Origin of the sequence: Paenarthrobacter sp. NPDC089988, from assembly GCF_044748465.1 — a bacterium.
In the GTDB taxonomy this organism is placed as follows: Bacteria; Actinomycetota; Actinomycetes; order Actinomycetales; family Micrococcaceae; genus Arthrobacter.
In genome coordinates, this window is record NZ_JBIVGD010000013.1 from 26,161 (window position 1) to 45,709 (window position 19,549).

18 protein-coding genes are annotated in these 19,549 nt (G+C 61.6%); 10 read left to right on the top strand and 8 right to left on the bottom strand.

All coding sequences use genetic code 11. From position 1 onward, the window contains the following. Positions 1 to 461 precede the first annotated feature (461 nt). From ACIPV6_RS15575 to ACIPV6_RS15595, 5 genes are all read right to left on the bottom strand, one after another. Positions 462 to 1,115 carry an IclR family transcriptional regulator gene (locus ACIPV6_RS15575; protein WP_400271739.1) on the bottom strand — a complete coding sequence of 218 codons (654 nt, stop codon included), beginning with the start codon at positions 1,113 to 1,115 and terminating at the stop codon, positions 462 to 464. A gap of 22 nt (positions 1,116 to 1,137) precedes the next feature. Continuing rightward, complete coding sequence (locus ACIPV6_RS15580) at positions 1,138 to 2,823, bottom strand: thiamine pyrophosphate-binding protein (protein WP_400271740.1); 1,686 nt, start codon at positions 2,821 to 2,823, stop codon at positions 1,138 to 1,140. Positions 2,824 to 2,957: 134 nt separating this feature from the next. After that, positions 2,958 to 4,382, bottom strand: a complete 1,425-nt coding sequence (locus ACIPV6_RS15585) for a 2-hydroxycarboxylate transporter family protein (protein ID WP_400271741.1) — start codon at positions 4,380 to 4,382, stop codon at positions 2,958 to 2,960. A 79-nt stretch (positions 4,383 to 4,461) separates the two neighbouring features. Next, entirely contained in the window at positions 4,462 to 5,334 is an 873-nt protein-coding gene (locus ACIPV6_RS15590; protein ID WP_400271742.1) for a hydroxymethylglutaryl-CoA lyase, read from the bottom strand. Then, complete coding sequence (locus tag ACIPV6_RS15595) at positions 5,335 to 6,570, bottom strand: CaiB/BaiF CoA transferase family protein (protein ID WP_400271743.1); 1,236 nt, start codon at positions 6,568 to 6,570, stop codon at positions 5,335 to 5,337. Positions 6,571 to 6,865: 295 nt separating this feature from the next. Between ACIPV6_RS15595 and ACIPV6_RS15600 the strand changes: the two genes are divergently transcribed. Beyond that, the gene (locus ACIPV6_RS15600) at positions 6,866 to 7,936 is read left to right on the top strand and encodes an isocitrate/isopropylmalate dehydrogenase family protein (RefSeq protein WP_400271744.1); all 1,071 of its coding nucleotides are present in this window, start codon (positions 6,866 to 6,868) and stop codon (positions 7,934 to 7,936) included. 57 nt (positions 7,937 to 7,993) lie between these two features. Then, complete coding sequence (locus ACIPV6_RS15605) at positions 7,994 to 8,974, top strand: NAD(P)-dependent oxidoreductase (protein WP_400271745.1); 981 nt, start codon at positions 7,994 to 7,996, stop codon at positions 8,972 to 8,974. 147 nt (positions 8,975 to 9,121) lie between these two features. Here ACIPV6_RS15605 and ACIPV6_RS15610 read toward each other — a convergent pair whose 3' ends face one another. Then, positions 9,122 to 9,346 carry a hypothetical protein gene (locus ACIPV6_RS15610; protein WP_400271746.1) on the bottom strand — a complete coding sequence of 75 codons (225 nt, stop codon included), beginning with the start codon at positions 9,344 to 9,346 and terminating at the stop codon, positions 9,122 to 9,124. Positions 9,347 to 10,148: 802 nt separating this feature from the next. Continuing rightward, on the bottom strand, positions 10,149 to 11,660 hold the full coding sequence (locus ACIPV6_RS15615; RefSeq protein ID WP_400271747.1) for a CHAD domain-containing protein: 1,512 nt from the start codon (positions 11,658 to 11,660) through the stop codon (positions 10,149 to 10,151). Here ACIPV6_RS15615 and ACIPV6_RS15620 point away from each other — a divergent pair. Beyond that, positions 11,659 to 11,916, top strand: a complete 258-nt coding sequence (locus tag ACIPV6_RS15620) for a hypothetical protein (RefSeq protein WP_400271748.1) — start codon at positions 11,659 to 11,661, stop codon at positions 11,914 to 11,916. The two genes, ACIPV6_RS15615 and ACIPV6_RS15620, sit on opposite strands and share 2 nt — an antisense overlap. Positions 11,917 to 11,926: 10 nt before the next feature. Here the strand turns inward: ACIPV6_RS15620 and ACIPV6_RS15625 are convergent, their stop codons facing one another. Continuing rightward, entirely contained in the window at positions 11,927 to 12,139 is a 213-nt protein-coding gene (locus ACIPV6_RS15625; protein WP_400271749.1) for a three-helix bundle dimerization domain-containing protein, read from the bottom strand. Positions 12,140 to 12,312: 173 nt separating this feature from the next. Here ACIPV6_RS15625 and ACIPV6_RS15630 point away from each other — a divergent pair, with 173 nt between their 5' ends. The 7 genes from ACIPV6_RS15630 to ACIPV6_RS15660 all read left to right on the top strand — a co-directional run bounded on the left by ACIPV6_RS15630 (position 12,313) and on the right by ACIPV6_RS15660 (position 19,511). Then, positions 12,313 to 13,212, top strand: a complete 900-nt coding sequence (locus tag ACIPV6_RS15630; protein WP_400271750.1) for a MurR/RpiR family transcriptional regulator — start codon at positions 12,313 to 12,315, stop codon at positions 13,210 to 13,212. A gap of 149 nt (positions 13,213 to 13,361) precedes the next feature. Next, positions 13,362 to 14,474, top strand: coding sequence for an ABC transporter ATP-binding protein (locus ACIPV6_RS15635; protein WP_400271751.1), 1,113 nt, complete (start codon positions 13,362 to 13,364; stop codon positions 14,472 to 14,474). Positions 14,475 to 14,521: 47 nt separating this feature from the next. Next, positions 14,522 to 15,880, top strand: a complete 1,359-nt coding sequence (locus ACIPV6_RS15640) for an ABC transporter substrate-binding protein (protein WP_400271752.1) — start codon at positions 14,522 to 14,524, stop codon at positions 15,878 to 15,880. A 27-nt stretch (positions 15,881 to 15,907) separates the two neighbouring features. Beyond that, positions 15,908 to 16,687, top strand: coding sequence for a tyrosine-protein phosphatase (locus tag ACIPV6_RS15645; protein WP_400271753.1), 780 nt, complete (start codon positions 15,908 to 15,910; stop codon positions 16,685 to 16,687). Then, positions 16,684 to 17,637 carry a phosphodiesterase gene (locus tag ACIPV6_RS15650; protein WP_400271754.1) on the top strand — a complete coding sequence of 318 codons (954 nt, stop codon included), beginning with the start codon at positions 16,684 to 16,686 and terminating at the stop codon, positions 17,635 to 17,637. Before ACIPV6_RS15645 ends, ACIPV6_RS15650 begins: the two co-directional genes overlap by 4 nt. 26 nt (positions 17,638 to 17,663) lie before the next feature. After that, complete coding sequence (locus ACIPV6_RS15655) at positions 17,664 to 18,602, top strand: carbohydrate ABC transporter permease (protein ID WP_400271755.1); 939 nt, start codon at positions 17,664 to 17,666, stop codon at positions 18,600 to 18,602. Positions 18,603 to 18,614: 12 nt separating this feature from the next. Further along, positions 18,615 to 19,511, top strand: a complete 897-nt coding sequence (locus ACIPV6_RS15660) for a carbohydrate ABC transporter permease (protein ID WP_400271756.1) — start codon at positions 18,615 to 18,617, stop codon at positions 19,509 to 19,511. Positions 19,512 to 19,549: the final 38 nt, after the last annotated feature.

Here is a 19,549-nt window from a genome sequence, read left to right on the forward strand (position 1 = left end):
CTGTCGGAGCTCCGAGGAATTGGAGAAGTGCGGCCGACTCGTAGTCCACCTCACATCCTCTGTGCTGTACGTCACTCTACTCAGAAGGGAATGCAATGTCTAGATATGTGATCACACATCACCAAAAAAGTTTTACGGTGCTTCGCCATGTGGCGGCGAGTCCGCTCGAAGTGTGTGCTGCCGGCATCCGAGCTGCCTCGATGACAATTCGAACATCGTCGGGCCCAGTCCGGTTATTGCCCGCTATGCCTTCCATGACGGCGACACCGGACCCCGCCCCGGGTTTGGCACGGCTCAGGTATTTAGTGCTACACGACAATCCGGACCATCCAGGTGCTTCTGCCCGTTGCCTGGTTCGAAGGAAGGGTGACATGGGGATCTGTCATCTTCCCTGGCTTCAGGGCCTTGGGTTCGTTCACCGAGGCACGGGGGCGTCCTTATGGCCTGGGCTTCGACTCAGCCTACGAATTTCGGGCCACGGCCTCCGCGATTCGTCGCGCCGCATCCTTAACGAGGTCGCCATGGTCCGTACCAGGGGTAGTGCTCACCCGGGCCAGTGGCATGGCGAGGCACACGGCTGCGATGATCTCGTCGTGCACGCGCACTGCAGCGCTGACCGAGCCCAGGCCAGGGGTGCGGGCACCTACGGACTCCACCCAGCCCTTTTCTTCCATCTCCGCTACGGCCTTTTCTTCGAGTGCAAGGAGGCGTCCGCTTGAGCCTTGGGGCAGTGGCAGCCTCGAGCCGGGCGGAAGGGTGGCGCGGAGTTCCTGTTCGCTGTCGGCGCTGAGCAGGCAGAGGCGTTCGTCTCCGCGGCGAACCCATAGTTGCGCGGTTTCACCGGTACCGTTTCGCAGTTCGCGCAGGACTGGGAGGGCGGCGTTTTCGAGGGATGACCGCACGAAACGGTCACCGAGCCGGAAGTTTCCGCTGTCGCTGCGGCGCAGGAACCCGTAGTCGACCATCTGCAGGGCGAGGCGGTGTGCTGTGGAGAGGGACAGCCCGGTCCGGCGTGACAGCTCGCTGGCTGACACGGCGGACCGGCCGACGGCATCGAGGATCGCGGCTGCCCGTTCGAGCGTGCGGTTACTTCCGTTGGTCTCAGGAGAAGGCATGGGATCAGCCTATTGTGAAGGACTAACCTTTGGCGGCAACGGACTCGAGCATGTACTCAGCTACGACTTTTTGGGAGATAGCAACGTCCAGAACAAATACTCCCTCCTCATGCGTTGCCAGCCATTGTTCAAGCTGGGCCAGGTCAGCAAGGGTTAGCGCCTTGGTTCCGCACGCGCCAAGGGCCCGTCCGACGGCGGCGAAGTCCACTTCGTCGATCAGCATCGCCTTTTCGTGGAGTCCTTTGACGGCGTATTGGTGCAGCTCGGCGCCGTAGGCGGAGTCGTTGAGTACAACAACAACACCCTTGCGCGTAGCCCGGATGAAGGTTTCGAAGTCGGCTAGGCCCATCAGCCCGCCGCCGTCGCCGGTGACGAGTACGGTTGTGCGCTCCGGGCGCGCCGTTGAGACTCCGGCGGCGGAACCGAAGCCGAGGCCGATGGACTGGAAGGCTGTGCCCACGAAGATCATGCCATGTGGGTCGGGTACGGAGAGGTACATGGGCGCCCAACCAATAAAGTGCCCGCCATCCATCACAACGGAGCGGTCTACTGGCAGAATGCGGTCCAATGCCGCCACCACAGCGCGTGGATTGAGACGTCCGTCCGGACCGAACTCGGTGGGATCTTCGCTGGGGTTGGTTGACCGGAAGTCAGGACTGGCAACGTCGGGAACAAGGGCACGCCAGCCGGGTGAAGGTGTTTCCGGCAGGCGTTCCAGGAGCCCGTCAATGAACGGGCGGATATCTGCCTGGATGTATTCGGCGCGGGAGTCTGTTTCGGCTGCTGGCTCGTTGTCGATCCTGATCACTTTCGTCTCCGCGCCAAACATTGTCCCGTAGCGGGTTTGGAAGATGTTTTGGCTGGCCCCAACTACAAGGACGACATCGGCTTGCCTGGCGATGTCGAGGCGGTGGACTCTGGTGAATCCGCCGGCAATACCCAGGTCCCATGGGCTGTTGAAGGCGTTGGCTGCCATGAGCGACGTCATGAAAAGCGCCCCGATCCTGTCTCCTACCTCACGCAACGACGGCACGGAGTCGGCCAGCAGGATGCCGCGACCTCCGAGAATCAGGGGACGTTCGGCGGTGGCGAGAAGCGAAGCGACGCGGCTAAGGTCCGCGGGGTGTGCCGGCCATGCCGGCTTCGGCGGCAGCGGGGCAAGTGGTTCAGGGGAGCCCGGTGGAGTGGCTGCGAGGTCATAGGGGATGGCAAGCACGACTGGCTGGACTGTTTGATATGCCAGGTCAAAAGCTCGGTGCGTAATGTCTTGGGCGTTCTCTGGGCGAGCGGTGAGGGTGAGCACGCCTGCTGCCTCTGCGGCTTTGCTTTGGTCGATGTCGAACGGGCGCTGTCCGTCCGACGGCGCGTCCCCGACCACAAGTACCAGGGGGATACGGGCAATCCGTGCCTCGGCCAGGGTGGTGTAGGCGTTGGTGAAACCTGCTCCGTAGGTGGTGGTTGCTGCAGCGATGTTTCCGGTGGCCCGATAGTAGGCGTCAGCCATGGCCACGGTGGCTGACTCGTGGCGGGCTGACGTGAACGGGAATCCGCGACGGGTAAGGCTGCTGATCAGGTGAACGTTGCCGTTACCCATCAGGCCGAAGAGGTGTCCGGCGCGCTCGGCGACCACATCGGCCACAGCGGCGGCTACGTTGCCTTCGTCGGGAAGCTTCTGTGCGTTGTCGGGAATGGCTGCGGTGCTGGTCATGGTCCTTTTCCTGCTGTTGTTTTTATATGTGTGGACGGAAGTGCCGGGTTCATCCATGCCGACTAGCGCGCCCGGCGGCACCTGGCACAAAGGCCGGGTGCCGCCGTCGTGCTTCAACTCCCTTGGGTGGGCCGTCAGGCGAGGAACGGGACGATCAGTGACGTCACGAACAGAACAAGTGCACCGCCGAGTCGGTTGGTCAAAGCAGCGAAGGGCATGAGGTGCATGCGGTTGGCCGCGCTGAGGACGGAGACGTCGCCGCTGCCGCCGGTGTCGGCCATGACCAGGCCAGGAGTGATGGAGGCTTCAACGAAGTTGAACTTCACCAGCCAGCCGAGCGCCCCGGATGTCAGCGTCGCGATAACAACGGTGCAGATGGTCAGCACGATGAACAAAGGGTTGCTCAGGGAAGAGATGACGTCCGTGATCTCGATGTACGTAAGGCTTACTCCCACCAGCAGGGCCGGTACCAAAACCGCGCCGATCAGGTCACCCCAGTCTGCCGTGGACTCTTCGACATCCTTTGGCAACAGGCCGAAGATCTTGATGGCGGCCGCGGCGATGATGGTCCACGCGTAAGGGTGAAGCCCGGGCAGGAGAGCGGCAATGAAGTTCCCGAAGACGAACAGGCTTCCGGCGATGAGCAGGCCCTTGCCAAGGGCGATGAAGGAGGAAACGTCACGCTTGGGAGGAAGGGTGAGCTCGTCCGAGCGTCCTTTGATGCGCATCAATTGGCCATGACCGTTGAAGCCGACAAACAGTTGCTTCTTGCGTTTGCCCAGGCCGTTGTAGATGCCGGCGATGAGGATGCACACCACGTTGGCTATGACAACCGCGGACATCAGGTCGCCCATAAATGCGGCCGAATCACCTCCGGTGGCGGTCGCATACATTTTGGACATGGGCAGCGCTCCGACGCCGAGTCCGCCGGCCATGATCGGTGCGGCGATGAAGAGGATGCCTTCAACGAATCCGAATCCTGTCAGCGCACCGATGAGCCCGACGAGGACGAACGTTGCGATGAGGCAGCCAACGACGGGGACTGCGAAGCGTGGGCCGGCCTTCAACAGCAAGGCGCGTGGCATGCCGAGGATGGAGCCGGCGATGATGCCCACGACGAAGAAATCCAGGAAGCCGTAGCCATCGACGAAATTCTGCACGACCTTCACCAGGTTTTCCGGCACTAAGCCGAAGAAGGCGAGCGTTGCCGGTGCGAAGGTGCAAAGGATGGTTGGGAGGCCGAAGTCCCGGACCACCGGGAACAGGTTGCCGATCCAGATGAACAGGCCACCGAGCAGAATGGTGGCGGCGAAGCCAGCGACCATGGTGTCGGGCAGATGTCCGGTAATGGAGGCAGCGAGGACCAATGCTGCCAGGACGAGGTAGAGCGGAGCCGGGAGGCTGGCTATACGGAAGCCGGTACGGCCAGGGTAGTGGGTTCCCGGGCGTGAACCGGCAGTCTTGGCTACCGGGTGTTCGGTGCCTCCTTTGGGTCCGGGGCTGTTCACGGCGGCAGCGTCGTCGTTGGTGAGTTCCTTGGTGCGTGGGTTGGTTGACATCATCGTCTCCAAATTCGCTTCGAGTATCAGTTTTGTTAGGGGATTTCCGATGGGTCCTCGGGGTATGGGCCCGGAGTTTTCAGCGGGTCGTGGCCAAGTGCGCGGCGGGGGAGTGCGCCAGGATATCGCGGGCCATACGGACCGCTTCGCGAAGGCGGTCCTCGACAATGCCGGTTTCGTGTCCGGCGTCGTGGAGGTACCTGACAAGTTCTTCAGTGGCAATGTTGCCGTGGGCACCCGGCGCAAACGGGCAGCCACCGTACCCACCAAGCGCTGCGTCGAAGCGTACGACGCCGGCACTCACCGCCGCCGCGGTGGTCGCCAGAGCTTGTCCATGGGCGTTGTGGAGGTGGAGGTAGTAGGTCAGCTCCGGTTCTGCGGACCGGACGTGGTCCAGGGCAGAAAGGACCTCCGTCGTAGGCGTGGTCCCCAAAGTATCGGCCAACCCGATGTCCGTGATGCCCATGCCTTTGAAGGCACGCACTAGCCGCAGCAAATGGGCCGGGTCGATGGCTCCCTCGAACGGGCACGTGAAGGCTGTCGAGATGCCTGCGAAGAATCGTTGTCCTTGGTACTTGGCAACTGTTGCACCGATACCGGCAAGCGCATCCTCCACTGCCTGGCCGGCGTTGGCATTGCTGTGGGCTTGGCTTGCTGATGCCACGACTTGAATATCCGTCGCACCTGCCTCCACGGCGCGATCAATACCTTTGCCGTTCAGGGCAAGGCTCGTATAAGTAACTCCATCGACCGCGGGCAGTGCTGAGAGAACGTCGGCGGCGTCGGCCATTTGTGGGACCCGCTTCGGGTTGACGAAAGAGGCCGCTTCGATGCGGGTGATCCCGGCGGCGACCATGGCCTGGGCAATTTCGAGTTTGTGTGCCGTTGACACAAGGACGGGTTCGTCCTGCAACCCATCGCGGAGGAAGACGTCGGTGAGGAGAACCTTCATCTAGCGAACCTCCTGCAGTCCGAGCGCCGCAATCTGTTGCTGGTCCATGTTCGCAAGCTGTTCCAGGACTTCGCTGGTGTGCTGGCCCAGTTCGGGGCCAACCCAATTCACGACGCCCTCGTGGCCGGGCATCTTGGGGACGACGCCGGGGAAACGGATGAGCTCTGGTTCGTTGTCGATGACTACCTCGTGGGTTTGGATCATGTCACGGGCAAGGTAGTGCTTGTCCGTGGCGATGCTGGGTGCGTCATAGACGGGACCTGCGGGAACTCCGGCTTCGTCGAGTCTCTCGAGAACTTCTGCCAGTGGCATGCTCCCGGTCCAGTTGGAGATGGCCCCGTTGAGCTCTTGCTCGCGGGCTCCTCGTCCTTCGGTGGTCAGCAGTGTTGTATCTTCCGCGAGGTCATCGCGCCCGATCGCCCGCATCAGTCGAATGAAGACCGAGTTGGAATTTCCGCCGATCACTACTTCCAGGTTGTCCTTGCACAGGTAGGAGCCGGTGGGGACAACCCCGGGGAGGGCGCCTCCGGTGCGTTTGCGTATCATCCCGTAGGCGTCATAGTCAGGGACAAGGGATTCGAGGAGGCTGAAGACGCCTTCATACAGCGCGACGTCCACAACTTTAGGTGCAGCGGTGTCAGCGCCGCGGGGCTTCTGGAGCATGAGCATCAGCGCGCCGATCACGCCATAGAGGCCGGCTACTGTGTCGCCCATGCTGGCAGCTGCCCGCCCGGCGGGGCGGTCTGGTTCTCCGGTGATGTATCGCAGGCCGCCGAAGGACTCTGCGGAACTGCCGAAACCTGCGCGGTTCTTATAGGGGCCGGTCTGGCCGTAGCCGGAGATCCTGACCAGGACGAGATCCGGGTTGAGGGCCTGCAATACATCTGGTCCCAGCCCCCACTTCTCAAGGGTTCCGGGCCGGAAATTCTCAATGACAACGTCGCACTGTGCCGCAATTTTCTTAGCGGCCTCGCGTCCGGCCTCCGAGCGTAAATCCAGCGCAACTGATTTCTTGTTCCGGGCGATCGTGCGGAACAACATGGAGGTGGTTCCGCGCGTCTTTCGCCAATCGCGCAACTCGTCGCCGCCGTCGGGCTTTTCGATTTTGATGACTTCGGCACCGAAGTCACCGAACAAGCGCCCAGCGAAGGGAGCAGCAATAAAGCTGCCCAGCTCAAGCACCCTGATGCCTTTGAGCGGGAGGGAGTTGCTCTCCAAGTGAAGTTCTTGCGTCATGATTTCCTGCCTGCATCTTCAAGTTCGACAATCCAGGCTTCCCATCTGGTGGGAGCTTGCTGTCAACGGGCGGATAGACGATAGCAAGTCGATGTGATCCGCGCAACAGCTAAGGCCGCTTTCTCTATAGACCCTGCCCCGCCTTGTGACGTCGGGATGGCCCTGTTATCGTTTTCCCACTCCACAGAGGATGCTTCCCATTAGATGGGAAATGACTTGGTCCGCAGCTCGAGTCTTTCGACACATTGACGTGCAGGCATCGCGCCAAGAACCGTAACCGCAAGACAGGAAAACCATGACTACATATGAAATCGCCGTGATTCCGGGAGATGGCATCGGAACGGAAGTCGTCGATGCCGCCTTGTCCGTACTGAGTGAATGCGAATCCCGGTATGGCCTGAGGCTCAACTACACCAACTACGACTTCTCAGCCGACCTTTACCGGCGCACCGGACGGAAGATCACCGCCGCCGACATGGACGAAATCGGCAAAGCCCACGCGGTGCTGTTCGGGGCCATGGGGCTTCCGGACGTGCGAGGACCCGAAGGCCTGGAGCTGGGAGCCCAGGTTGAAATGCGGGCCCACTACGGACTCTTCTCGAGCCTTCGTCCAGTGCGACTGTTTCCTGGCGTGGAGAGCCCTCTCAAGGCCAAGGACATCGACATGCTCGTCATCAGGGAAACCTCGGAAGGGATGTTCGCAGGGCTTGCCGACCACCACGAGCCCAGCGATGAAACCGCAAGTGACCGAATGACCATCACCCGGGCCACGTGCGAGAAACTGTTCGACGTTGCCTTTTCCCAAGCACGGGCACGCCGTAAGCGTGGCACGCCCGGGCATGTAACCCTGCTGCACAAATCAAACGCCCTGCGCAGCAACGTGCTCATGGAAAAAGTGTTTGACGAAGCAGCCGCCAGGAATACCGACATTGGAAGTGCCAAGTACTACATCGACGCTGGTGCCATGTATATGGTGATGGATCCCCAAAGGTACGACGTGGTGGTCTCGGAAAACATCTTCGGCGACATACTTTCGGAGATCGCTGCTGGACTTGTTGGTGGACTGGGGGTGGCACCGTCCGCCGACGTCAGCCTGACCCATGGCGTTTTCCAGCCCTCCCACGGAAGCGCCCCGGACATAGCAGGAAAGGGTATCGCGAACCCCACCGCGATGATCCTTTCAGCGGCAATGATGCTGGAGTGGCTCGGTGAGCGTCACGGTGACGACGTCTGCAGCCAGACAGCGCAGAACATACAAAACGCTGTTGAGGCCGCCCTGGAGGCAGGACCGTTGGCCCGCGATCTCGGCGGAACAGCCGGAACGCAGGAAGTGCTGGAATCGATCATCAAAGCCTTGCCTGCCTGACCGGCACGTTGCTCCCGACGCATCGTCAACCACTCACCCAAGAAGGAATGCCCGGATATGACCTACAAGGTTCTCTTCATCAACCCGCTCAAGGACTACATCGATCGTCTCTTGGACTCAACGCCCGAAGGTTTTGAGGTGAAAGTGATGCCGCTTTCAGCTGACCTCACCGATATTTGCCATGAAGCAGCGGAAGCCGATTTCCTGATTTCCGGCGTCGACGTTCCAGAGGAAGTCTTCCGCGCCGCCGGGAACGTACAGTTCATCCAGTACATGAGCTCGGGCTACGGACAACTACCGCTCAGCGTCCTGAACGAACTCAATGTTCCGGTAGCCCAGATGAAGACGCATTCCATCTCCGTCGCCGAACACGCGTTGACTCTAATGCTGACCGTGCTGCGACGCATCCCCGCCTCCACGCGTCTGCTCCGCGAAGGGAAGTGGCGCGAAGACCTGGACGAGACATCGTATTCAGAGCTCTACGGCAAGACAGTTGGCATCGTAGGACTCGGCAACATCGGCCGCTGGGTCGGCAAGATCGTCCACCACGGCTTTGGAGCCAACGTCGTCTTCTACGACAACGCGGAAATCCCACTCACCGTGTCCCAGCTGGTACCCGCACGCTCCGTGTCGCTTGACGAACTGATGAACGTGTCCGACGTCGTCTGTCTCAGCCTTCCGCTCAACGAGCAGTCCAACAAGCTGATCGGCAGGGACGAACTTGCCCTGATGAAGCGGAGCAGCATCCTGGTCAACGTAGGTCGCGGCGAAGTCGTGGATGAAAAAGCCCTTCTTGAGGCCCTTCGCAGCGGGCGCATCGCCGGCGCCGGACTCGACGTCTATGCTCGGGAGCCGCTGGACACCTCCAGTGAACTACTGGGCCTGGAACAGGTCGTGTGCACACCCCACATGGCCGGGGTGGGCTGGGAAAACGTCCAGCGCCGGATTGAAACCGTGTGGCAGAACTTTGAGGCAGTTTTGCGTGGAGATATCCCCAAGGGGGTCGTGACGACCGCGAAGCGCGCACGGGCGCTGTAGCCGTTGATCCACAGTGGCCGGACTGGCCCGTATTCCGCATGTTTCCCGGGGATCCCAACAATGACAAGGCCCGGAATCCCGTTCGAGTCCCACCTCGGGCACGGCATAACACCTCGTCAGAGAAGTTATTGCTAATTTGGAGGTGTGTCAGGCGGCCAGTTCACTGGGGCCGACAATGCGGACGACGCATTGCAGGGACCGCAGCATGGCGAGGTCGAGCAATTGGAGGCCCGTGCGTTCGTCAGCGACCCACACCATGTCCAAGCCGGGAAGGGCGGAAAGCATGCGTCCCCGGCATATGCAGTGACCGTCTTTCCAGACCTCGAGCGTGTCGGTAAGGGCCATCTCAAAACATGAAGGAATCTTTGCCATGGCGAACCTCCCGGTGCTTTGTCCTTCCATCGTTGCCGATGAATGTGTCCAGTGGGTTTCGCCTTGGTGACCGGTGTCTGTTGTTTGCGGCAAGGATGACGGAGTCCGTATTTCCCATCTAGAGACGACCCGTGGAGCAGCGACCCCAAGGTCTGATTGCACGAAGGAGTGGCCGAACGGAGACACGCTTATTGGAGCCGGTTTCAGGGATTCCATGCGGTCCGGGTGCGGATGAAGTGTGCGTCGTCTTCGCTGAGTATCACTTGGCCGTGGTGGTCCAGTGCGAGTTGTTGACCGCTTTCTTGTTGGATGGCTGTCACGACCGTTCTGGGCAATATTTGGCAACCGGGATTGTCCCTGAACCACTCCTGCGTTGATGGGGACAATGTGTGCCAGATTTCCTGAAGTGTCATCCTGGATCACTCCTGTTGCTGGTGAAGGGGGCCGCACCGTGAGGAGCCAGCCTCCGTGGACGGATCCACTGAAAGGTTAGTCTCTTGTGGCTCCCCGCGGAAGGACCCTTTTTCCCGGCCGCTCAGAGGCGGTGGTTGCCTGGGCGTGGAATAGGGGCCCAGTGCCCGGTGGGTGCTTGTCGGTGGGGCTCTGGATTCCACACTTCGCTCCGGAGCACACCGAGTCGCTGGGTCATCCAGTGTGTGATGTGGGTGTTTTCGGCCGTGTTCAAAGGAGGACGTCCCCGGGCTCTTCCGGGCGGGCGAAATCCCTGGCTGATCATTGAGCGCGATGGTGGGGTGGCGGCGGAGCACGGACGTCCCGATACCAGTGTCATCCGTTGTGGGCTTCAGAGTTTCAGGGCTGGGAATTTCTTCCATTCGCGGTGGAAGGCGGCTTCGGTTTGTAGTGCTGCGGTTTGTTCGAGGGCGTGCAGGCGGCCATAGCTGAAGCCGTTTTCGCCTTGGAGGAAGGATTCGGCGCCGAGCCGGCGGAGTAGTTTCCGGGTAACGATGCTGTCTTGGTGGTCGCCGAGGATCTTTTGCACTTCGTGCGCCGTGTCGGCTAGTTTGGCGGCCTTCTTCGGGGCGATGGGCAGTGCGGCTTCGGCAGCGTAGCGCAGTCGTTTGCCGTCCTTGCGTGCCTCATGCAGTGCCGGGTGGTCGGTGATCCCGGCCGGGTTGTCCCGTGCCTCTTTCACGGCCAGGCGCAGGCGTTTGACGTCTTTGCCAATGAGCTTGGGAATGACCGTGGCCGCTGGCTTGCCCGCCACCGGCGCGAGGGCGGGCTCGGCAATAAGTGAGTCCAGGGTGTCGAGGAGCCGGAAGTAGCGCTGCCCGTTGAGGGCCTTAAGGACTTTGGTATGGGCTTTTTCGTACTCGGCTCCGAGCTCGATGTCCACGCGCCGGGTGACCGGCCCCAGGATGAGGTCGGCGGGTTCATCCGCTGTCATGCTTTTCAGGCGGGCGTGCATGACCTCCGCGTCCCTGGCCCCGCCGAGGACCCCGGCCAGCCATTTCAGTTCGTCCCGCACGAACTGGACGCCGTCACGGTCCCTGAACAGCTTCCGGTACGTAGCCAACACCGAGCGCATGCGCCGGGTCGCGACACGCATCTTATGGACCGAGTCCTTTGCATCGGAACGGACCTGCGGGTCCTGGTCCTTCAACTCCCGGACTTGCTCACCGAGGTAGACGAGGAGAACGCGCCCGGCGGTGTCATTCTTCGTAGCCCGAACCGGCCCGTTTGGTGTGCGCGGTTTGCTTCCCAGAGCACGGGCGAGTTTGGAGAGGTACCTGGAGGGGCGGATACCGGTGGCCGCCAGCACCTTGTCCCCGGCGTCGAAGATGTCCTTGTCCCCGTCGATGAGTTCGACTTCCCATTCACGCCAGCGGCGCATTTCGTGCTGGCCGGTGAGCGTCGTGGCTTCGACCAGATCATCGCAGACCTCGGCCAGCACGCCCTTGTTCTTCCCACGGAGCCGGTGCAAGGTGCGGTGCGTAGTGATCCGGGCGACGTGGCCCAATTTCCGGTCCCTGGTGTGGACACGGATCAGGTCAAGTAGGCTCTCGGGAATCGTGTCAGGTTCCCTGCCCAATGGTTCACGGTGTTCGTGGCGTGCGCTCACCGCGACGGGAAGTTTCAGGTGCCACCCGGCGTCGTCACCGCCTGTCCGGCGCCGCAACGTGATTCCGTGGGCCAGCAGCCGCAGATCCCTGGTGTCGAAGTACTCCGCCACGAGCAGCTGCTCAAGCGGCGGGTCGACGCTCCGCACTCCTGCCAGGTCCTGGAGCCGCGGCAGGACCGCGGACTCTTTCACGTCGTACTTGCGTTCAAGCTCAACCACACGTGCTGTACCCATGGACCATTTTACGGCCGATGCCTGGGTTTCCGGCAGGGTAGCCCGCCGAGGGGGCGGTCTACTTCGCTGGCAAACGCGAAGACAGCCGCACCGAAGATTCCCACCACCCAAACTGCTCCTCGACAGCGAAACAACCCAGCTCTACATCGCCAGCCAAGGAAGACACCGCGGCGCCAGCGCCATCTTCGTCCCCTTGGAGCAGTACATCACCGAACGCGTAAGACTCTTCATCGAAGCCATCCACGCGACAGACTGAGGCGGACAGCTCAGGATTTGTCGGCTTTGAGTGCATCACGCACCCGGTTCCGGGCCGTGTTTTCCGCCAAGGTCGGGATGTAGGCCCGTATCCGTCCCTGATCGAGAGCATCATATTCTTCCTCCACAATGGCCTCGATGATGCCGGGAGAAGCCTGCGGATACTTTGCCAGCAGCCGGTGGACAATGCCCTCGACCACGGCGCTCTTTTCGTCATCAGCCATGCGCTCCAGTGTGAAGCCGGGCCACCCGGCGGTCAATGCTTCAAGCAACGCAAACACCGGCACAGCCCGATACCGGTCACAGGTCCTGGCGGAGGCCGACAGCCAAGAACAACGAAAACCAACCGGTCGGCCCGGGTTGTCGGCTATTCAAGTGGATCTGGTATGAAAGCCGGATGAACGCGTATAAGGCTGAACCGCCTCTTGGGGGGTCCCGCGCCCACATCATGTCGATTTTTCCGTCTCTGGTTCCCAGCGAGCAGCGGGTTGCCCAGTTCTGCTTGGACGCCCCCGAAGTAGTGGCCACGATGTCGGTGGCGGACCTGGTGGCACAAACGGGAACGTCGCCGGCGACGGTAGTACGGGCGTGCAAGCGCCTGGGGTTCGATGGATTCCAGCACCTGCGTCAGGTGCTTTTGCGCGATCTTGGGGCAGCTGCCCGGGACAGCGCCGGCCAGGAGGGGTGGGGTGCCACGGGTACGCCCGGAAGCGCCGAGCATTTGGTCACAGGGGTCTTTTCCCGCGCCGCGCATGACATTCGGGGAGCCTTGGCTTCGCTCGACTTCAAGAACTTCGCAGAAGCTGCAGACGCCATTCGGGCGGCCGGCCGGGTTCTGGTAGTCGCGAACGGTGCGTCTCTTGCGCCGGCAAAGTCGTTCGCGTTGAGGTTCCTGGCGACGGGAGTTGTCTGTGAGGCACCGGGGGACATTGTCTCCCAGCACATTACGGCAAAGTTGCTGGGCCCGGGGGATGTGTGTATCGCCATCAGCGACAGCGGACTGAACGGGTTCACCCTGGGTGGGGCACGGATCGCCTTGGAGCGCGGAGCTACCGTCATCGGTATCACCAGCTACTCAAGGTCGACGCTGGCGGAGATTGCCACCCACGCCTTGGTGGCCGGTGCTGAGTTCCACCACTGGCAGGACCAACTGCCCATTGGCAACATCGTGCAGGTGCTGGTCCTGTCCGCGCTCCACGCGGCGGTAACAGGGGACTCCCCGGAAGTGGAGCAAGCACGCACTGCAGTGTTCGAAGAAGTCCTGCACATCGTGGGCGAGGAACCCGCCCCGGAGTAAGGATTCATTGTTCCCAATCGGCACGCATGTTGTTTCCGGAAGAAGCCCCGGCCGTTAATCTGTAAGCCCCAACCTTCTTGGGTAAGACGTTTCCTCAGTAAATCAAATGAGGAAACATCGTTTCCCCGGAGGTGCTTGTGGGCCGATTAGTGCTCAACCAGCTCTCGCGATCCTTCAAGGACGTGACAGCGGTTAACAACGTTTCGCTCACCGTCGAAGACGGTGATTTCCTGGTTTTGCTCGGCCCGAGTGGTTGTGGCAAGACCACATTGCTCCGGATGATTGCCGGACTTCTGGACCCCACGTCGGGAACGCTGGAGTTGGACGGCCGTGACATCACCACGGCTCCGTCCAAGAAGCGGGACCTGGCGATGGTCTTTCAAAGCTACGCCCTGTACCCTCACCTGAGCGTGGCCAAGAACCTGGCCTTCCCGCTCACGGTTCGGCGTACGGATAAACAGTTTGTCCGGAACCGTGTCCAGACGGTTGCGGAAATGGTGGAGATCGGTCACCTCCTTGACCGCAAGCCCAAGGAACTCTCGGGCGGCCAACGTCAACGTGTGGCTGTGGCACGGGCACTGGTCCGCGAGCCCAAGGCCTTCCTGATGGACGAACCTCTGTCCAACCTTGACGCCAAGCTACGGACGGCGACGCGGCAGGAACTTGCAAGCCTGCACCGCCGTTTGGGTGCCACCTTCATCTACGTGACGCACGATCAAGTGGAAGCCATGACCATGGCCACCAAGATTGCACTCCTGAACGGCGGCCAGCTTGAACAGCTCGGCACGCCGGAGGAACTTTACGACAAGCCGGCATCCGTTTTCGCTGCGGGATTTCTTGGATCGCCGGCAACAAACCTGCTCGACGCCGAATTGGGAACCGGCGGCGGGTCAGTCACCGTTATGGGCCCATCGGTTGAGGCAGTGCTTTGGGTCGGTGAGACACCGAAGCGCGACATCGTGCTGGGCATCCGTCCGGAACACCTGGGGATCAATGCCGCGGGATCGTCGGCCGCGGCTCCGACCGCGGGTGCCGCGCTTCGCGGCGTCGTCGAACTTTCCGAAAACCTCGGTAGTGAGCAAGTGATCTACTGCCGCGTCGGCTCGCAGCGGGTAGCGGTCCGCGCTTCCCGCAGTGAGCGGTGGGCTGTCGGCAGTTCGGTCGTTCTCAGTGCCAAAGCCGAGCACCTGCATCTCTTTGACCGTGCCAGCGGCAGGCGCCTTGAGTGGCAGCCCGCTTCGGTGCCCGTTCCGGTCGCCTGACCCGAAATCCCATCTCTTACCTTCCTCCCCAACATTGAAGGATTACCGTGCGTAAACTCCGTTCGATTGCCCTGACCATTGTGGCCGGTACGGCTGCTCTTGCTTTGGCGTCCTGTTCCGGCGCCACCCAGGCAAGCTCCGTTACCGCGAAGATCCCCGAACTGTCTGCTGACCAGCAGGTCGATATCACATTTGAGAGCTATAACCTTGCCCAGGCCGGTGTTTGGACCGAGACTGTCAAGGGATTGATTGCAGACTTCGAAAAAGAACATCCCAATATCCACGTCAATGCCCAGGCACCGCAGGGCGGTGGTGCGGCCGGGTCGAACACGGTCAGCAGCGTCCAGACGCAGCTCCTTGCCGGCAAGGCCCCCGACGTCGCCCAGCTGACGTTCGATACTCTTGACTTCGCAGCCACCCAGCTCGGTGCGAACCCGATCAGCGACCTCGTAGGGCAGGAGGCCGTGGACGCCCACCTCAACGGTGAGCATCCGTTCCACGCGAAGGCCAAGACCCTGGCCGACTGGAACGGCAAGACCTACGGCATCCCGTACGTTTTCTCCACCCCTGTCCTGTTCTACAACGCAACCCAGCTTGAGGCCGCCGGGGTGCCGGCCGACGTCGACCTGTCCACGTGGGACAAGGTCCTGACCGTGGCCAAAGCGGTCACCGCCAAGACGGGCAAGCCCTCGCTGGATGTCAGCTGCTCCGTCAAGGGAGGCAACTGGTGCATGCAAGGGATCTTCAAATCCAACGGCGCCGAAGTCCTCTCCGATGACCGCAAGACCATCGGCTTTGGCTCGGATCCTGCCGCGGACACTGTGGCGAAGCTGGCCGGGATGAACAGTGCAGGCGTTCTCCGCAACAGCGATGCCACTAGCATGTACGAAGGCTTCGCCAAGGGCGAAACCGCCATCCAACTGACCACCTCCGCCCTGCAAGGCATGTTTATGTCCAGCGCCGCCAAAGGTGGCTGGCAGCTCAAAGCCGCAGGCATGCCGGGCTTTGGCGACAAGCCCTCTGTCCCCACCAACTCCGGTTCTGCGCTGTTTATCCTCAGCCAGGATCCAGCCAAGCAGCGCGCCTCCTGGGAACTGATCAAGTTCATGACCAGCGACCACGCCTACGAGGAAATCTCCAGCAAAATCGGCTACCTGCCATTGCGGACCTCCCTGACGGAAAAGGGCGGGGCGCTCTACGACTGGGCTCAGAAGAACCCGTTGCTCGCACCCAACCTTGCCCAGCTTGACCGGCTCCAGCCCTGGGTTTCCTACCCCGGAAACAGCTACGTGCAGGTTGACGACATCCTGGCCACAGCCATTGAGGACGTCGTCTACTACGGCAAGGACGCCAAGAGCACCATGGCCGAGGCACAGCGCCGCGCGCAAGACCTGCTGCCCCGCTAACCCCGTCACGGCCGGAAAGGACATGCATTGACAATCGCGACCGAAGAATCAGCCAACGGACCGCTGCAGATCGAAGGAACCTACAACTTCCGCAGCACCGGCGGCTACCTGGCCGGACCCAGGACAATCCGACCGGGCAAACTGTTCCGCTCCGACGGGTTGCACGGCCTGACCGACGCCGGACGTGCCCAGTTGCTTGGGCTGGGCATCCGCCATGTCATCGACCTGCGCGACGAAAGTGAACTCGTTGCATCACCCAGCAGGCTCGACGCACTCCCGATCGAGGTCCACCACAACCCCATCTTCGATGCCGGGAAAGTCCCCGGAGGTGCCGAATCCATCACCCTTCACGACATCTACATGGTGATGGTCAGCCTCCACGCCCAACGGCTGGCCGACGCCGTGCGGCTGATCGCCGCCACTGGCGCAGACCCTGTGCTGGTCCACTGCACGGCAGGCAAGGACCGAACGGGCGTCGTCATTGCCCTCGCGCTCCTCGTAGCCGGAGTCGACCGCCACCAAGTCATCCGCGACTACGAAGCCACCGAGGCCAACCTGGCGGGGGAGTGGAGCGAGCGGATGCTTGCCGCCGTCGCGAATCACGCAAGCCTCGGCAGCGCCGGCGACGGGCTGCGGGAAATCATTTCCGCAAGCCCTGCCAAGGTCCTGTCCGCGACCCTTGACTTCATCGACGAAAACTACGGCAGCGCCGAAGGCCTGCTCACCACCCATGGCTTCACCCAGGCGGAGCTGCAACGCCTGACGGAAGTCCTCACCATCCCAACAACCAAGGAGCACAAGCCATGACCACCAAACCCCAGCACACAGCCCCGGAACACTTCATCCTGCACATCAGCGATACCCACTTCGTAGCCGACAACGACCTCCTCCACGGCAGCGTCGACAGCGATGAAAACCTTCGCCAGCTCTTCCGCGACTTCGTCAAGGCACAGGTCAAGCCCGAAGCCATGGTCTTCACCGGCGACCTCGCCGACACCGGCCGCCCCGACGCATACGTGCGCCTCCGCAACATTGTCGAACCCGTCGCCGAGGAGCTCGGCGCGAAAATCATCTGGGTCATGGGAAACCACGACGAACGCACCGCTTTCCGCGCCGGCCTGCTCGACTCCGACGCCGGGCAGGAATCGGTAGACATGGTCCACGACATCAATGGACTGCGCATCATCGCCCTGGATTCGACCGTTCCCGGCCTGCACCACGGCGAAATTTCAGACGAGCAACTCGACTGGCTCGCCGATGTCCTGGCCACTCCGGCACCCCACGGCACCCTCATCGCCCTGCATCACCCACCGGTACCGAGCCCGCTTGACATCATGGCCATGGTGGAATTGCGCGAACAGAGCCGCTTGGAGAAGGTCATCGCAGGAACCGATGTCCGCGGCATCCTGGCCGGCCACCTGCACTACTCCACGTTCTCGACCTTCGGTGGCGTCCCCGTTTCCGTGGCCTCGGCGACCTGCTACACCCAGGACCTCAACGTCCCGGCCAACACCATGCGCGGCCAAAACGGTGCACAGGCGTTCAACCTGGTCCACATCTACCAGGACCGCCTGCTCAATTCCGTGGTCCCGATCGGGGAGTTCTCCACCGTCTACAGCGTCACCGCCGAGCAGATGGCCGCCTACCAGAACATGACCCTTGAAGAGGCCACCGCCGCGATGTCCGCTGACTACACGCCCGACGTCGAAACCTCCACCGGGGCGATCGAAGACGAAGCGGTCGGAATCGCCCGCTAAGCCGAGACAGAGGAAGTTGCACCATAATGTTCATCGAAACCTCCGGGCCGGCAGCGGACAACGTCGCTGCCGGCCCGGCCGGGACGCCCGTCCGCCGCTGGGCCCCGTATCTTTACGTTTTCCCGGCCGTCGTCCTCCTCCTGGTGTGGACCTACTGGCCGCTGGGGCAAACCATCAACCTGTCCTTCTACGACTGGAACCTGATTCCCACCCGGCCCAAACAGTTCGTCGGCGCCGAAAAGTACGCGAAAGTCCTGAGCTTGCCGGAACTTCACCAAGCCCTGGCCAACACGGGGCTGTATATCCTGGCATTCCTCGGAATCTCCGTCGCTCTTCCGGTTGTGTTCGCCCTGCTTTCACGCCGGGTCCAAGGAAGGGCACGCACCGTTTACCAGGCACTGATCTTCGTGCCGTTCCTCATCACCCCGGTGGCAACCAGCGCGATCTGGCGGTGGCTTTTCGCACCCGAAGGTGGAACCATTCCGGCCATCGCCGCCTCTTTGGGATCTCCGATGGGCAATGTCTTCCGGGATCCCGACGGCTCCATGGCTGCGGTCATTGTGATTGTTGGCTGGCAGATGCTCGGATTCGGTGTCCTGGTGGTCTCGGCCGGTCTGGCCGGTATCAGCCCGGATTACGCCGCCGCCGCTTCCATCGACGGAGCCAGTACACGACAAATCACCTGGCGGATCGTCATACCCCTGCTCTCACCCAGCCTGGTCTTCCTCGGCCTCATGACCATCCTGCTCTCAGCGCAATGGACCTACCCGATCATCGACCTCGTCACCCAAGGCGGCCCCGGAAATTCCTCCACCAACATCTACTACCTGCTCTACCAATTTGGGTTCCGGAATTTCGACGCCGGGCTCTCCTCCGCCGCTGGAACGCTCTTCTTCGTGGGTTTCGGGCTGATCGCCCTGGTCTTCGTGGAGCTCTCCGAACGACTCAGTTTCCACGACAACTAGGAAGGAACACCCATGGCCTTCATTACCGTTGCGCCACCGGCACAACCAGGTCCTTTGACCTTCACTCCAGCAGAACAGTGGCGTGGGCGCAGGGTTCCACGTTGGCTCGCCTGGGCTGTCGTCCCCAGCCACGGGCTGCTCATCATCCTCGCCGTGGCCTCGATCTTCCCCGTTTACTGGATGTTCGTCACAGCCTTCCGCCCGGCCGCCGATTCGCTGTCCACCAACCCCTTGCCCGGTCCGTTTAGCCTGGAAAACTTCCAATATGTCCTCAACACCATCCCCATCGCCGGGATGATGGCGAACACGTTCGGCATGTCCCTGGCGCTTGCTGCCGCCCAACTCCTGGTGGCCATCCTTGCCTCCTATGGCTTCGCACGCTGGGATTTCATGGGCAAGAAGGTCCTTTATCTGCTGTTCGTTGGCTCGTGGCTGGTCCCATTCCAGGTAACGATGATCCCCAACTATCTCCTGGTCTCCCAATTGGGCCTGCTCAACACAGTTACAGGCGTAGTCCTGCCCCAGCTCTGTTCCGCCTTCGCGGTCATGATGCTCAGGCAACACCTTGAGTCCTTCCCCAAGGACCTGCTCGACGCCAGTCAAATGGACGGACGCAGTTCATGGCGAACGCTCTGGGAAGTAGTCGTTCCCAACCTGCGACCCGCTCTGGCAGCCCTGGGCATCATGTTGTTCATCAGCGCCTGGAACGAATACCTCTGGCCATCCCTCATCATGCAAAAATCCGACGCCCTCATCCAGGTGGGAATCCGCGGCTTCCTCGGAGCCGAAGGCAACAACTGGGGCGCCGTCATGGCAGCGTCAGCCCTGGCCTGCCTCCCAATCTTCCTGATCTACATCTTCCTGCAACGCTACGTCGTGGACGCCTTCGTTCGATCCGGACTCAAGTAAATTCATCCATTCCGGGTGTCACGTTGTGACCGTCAATG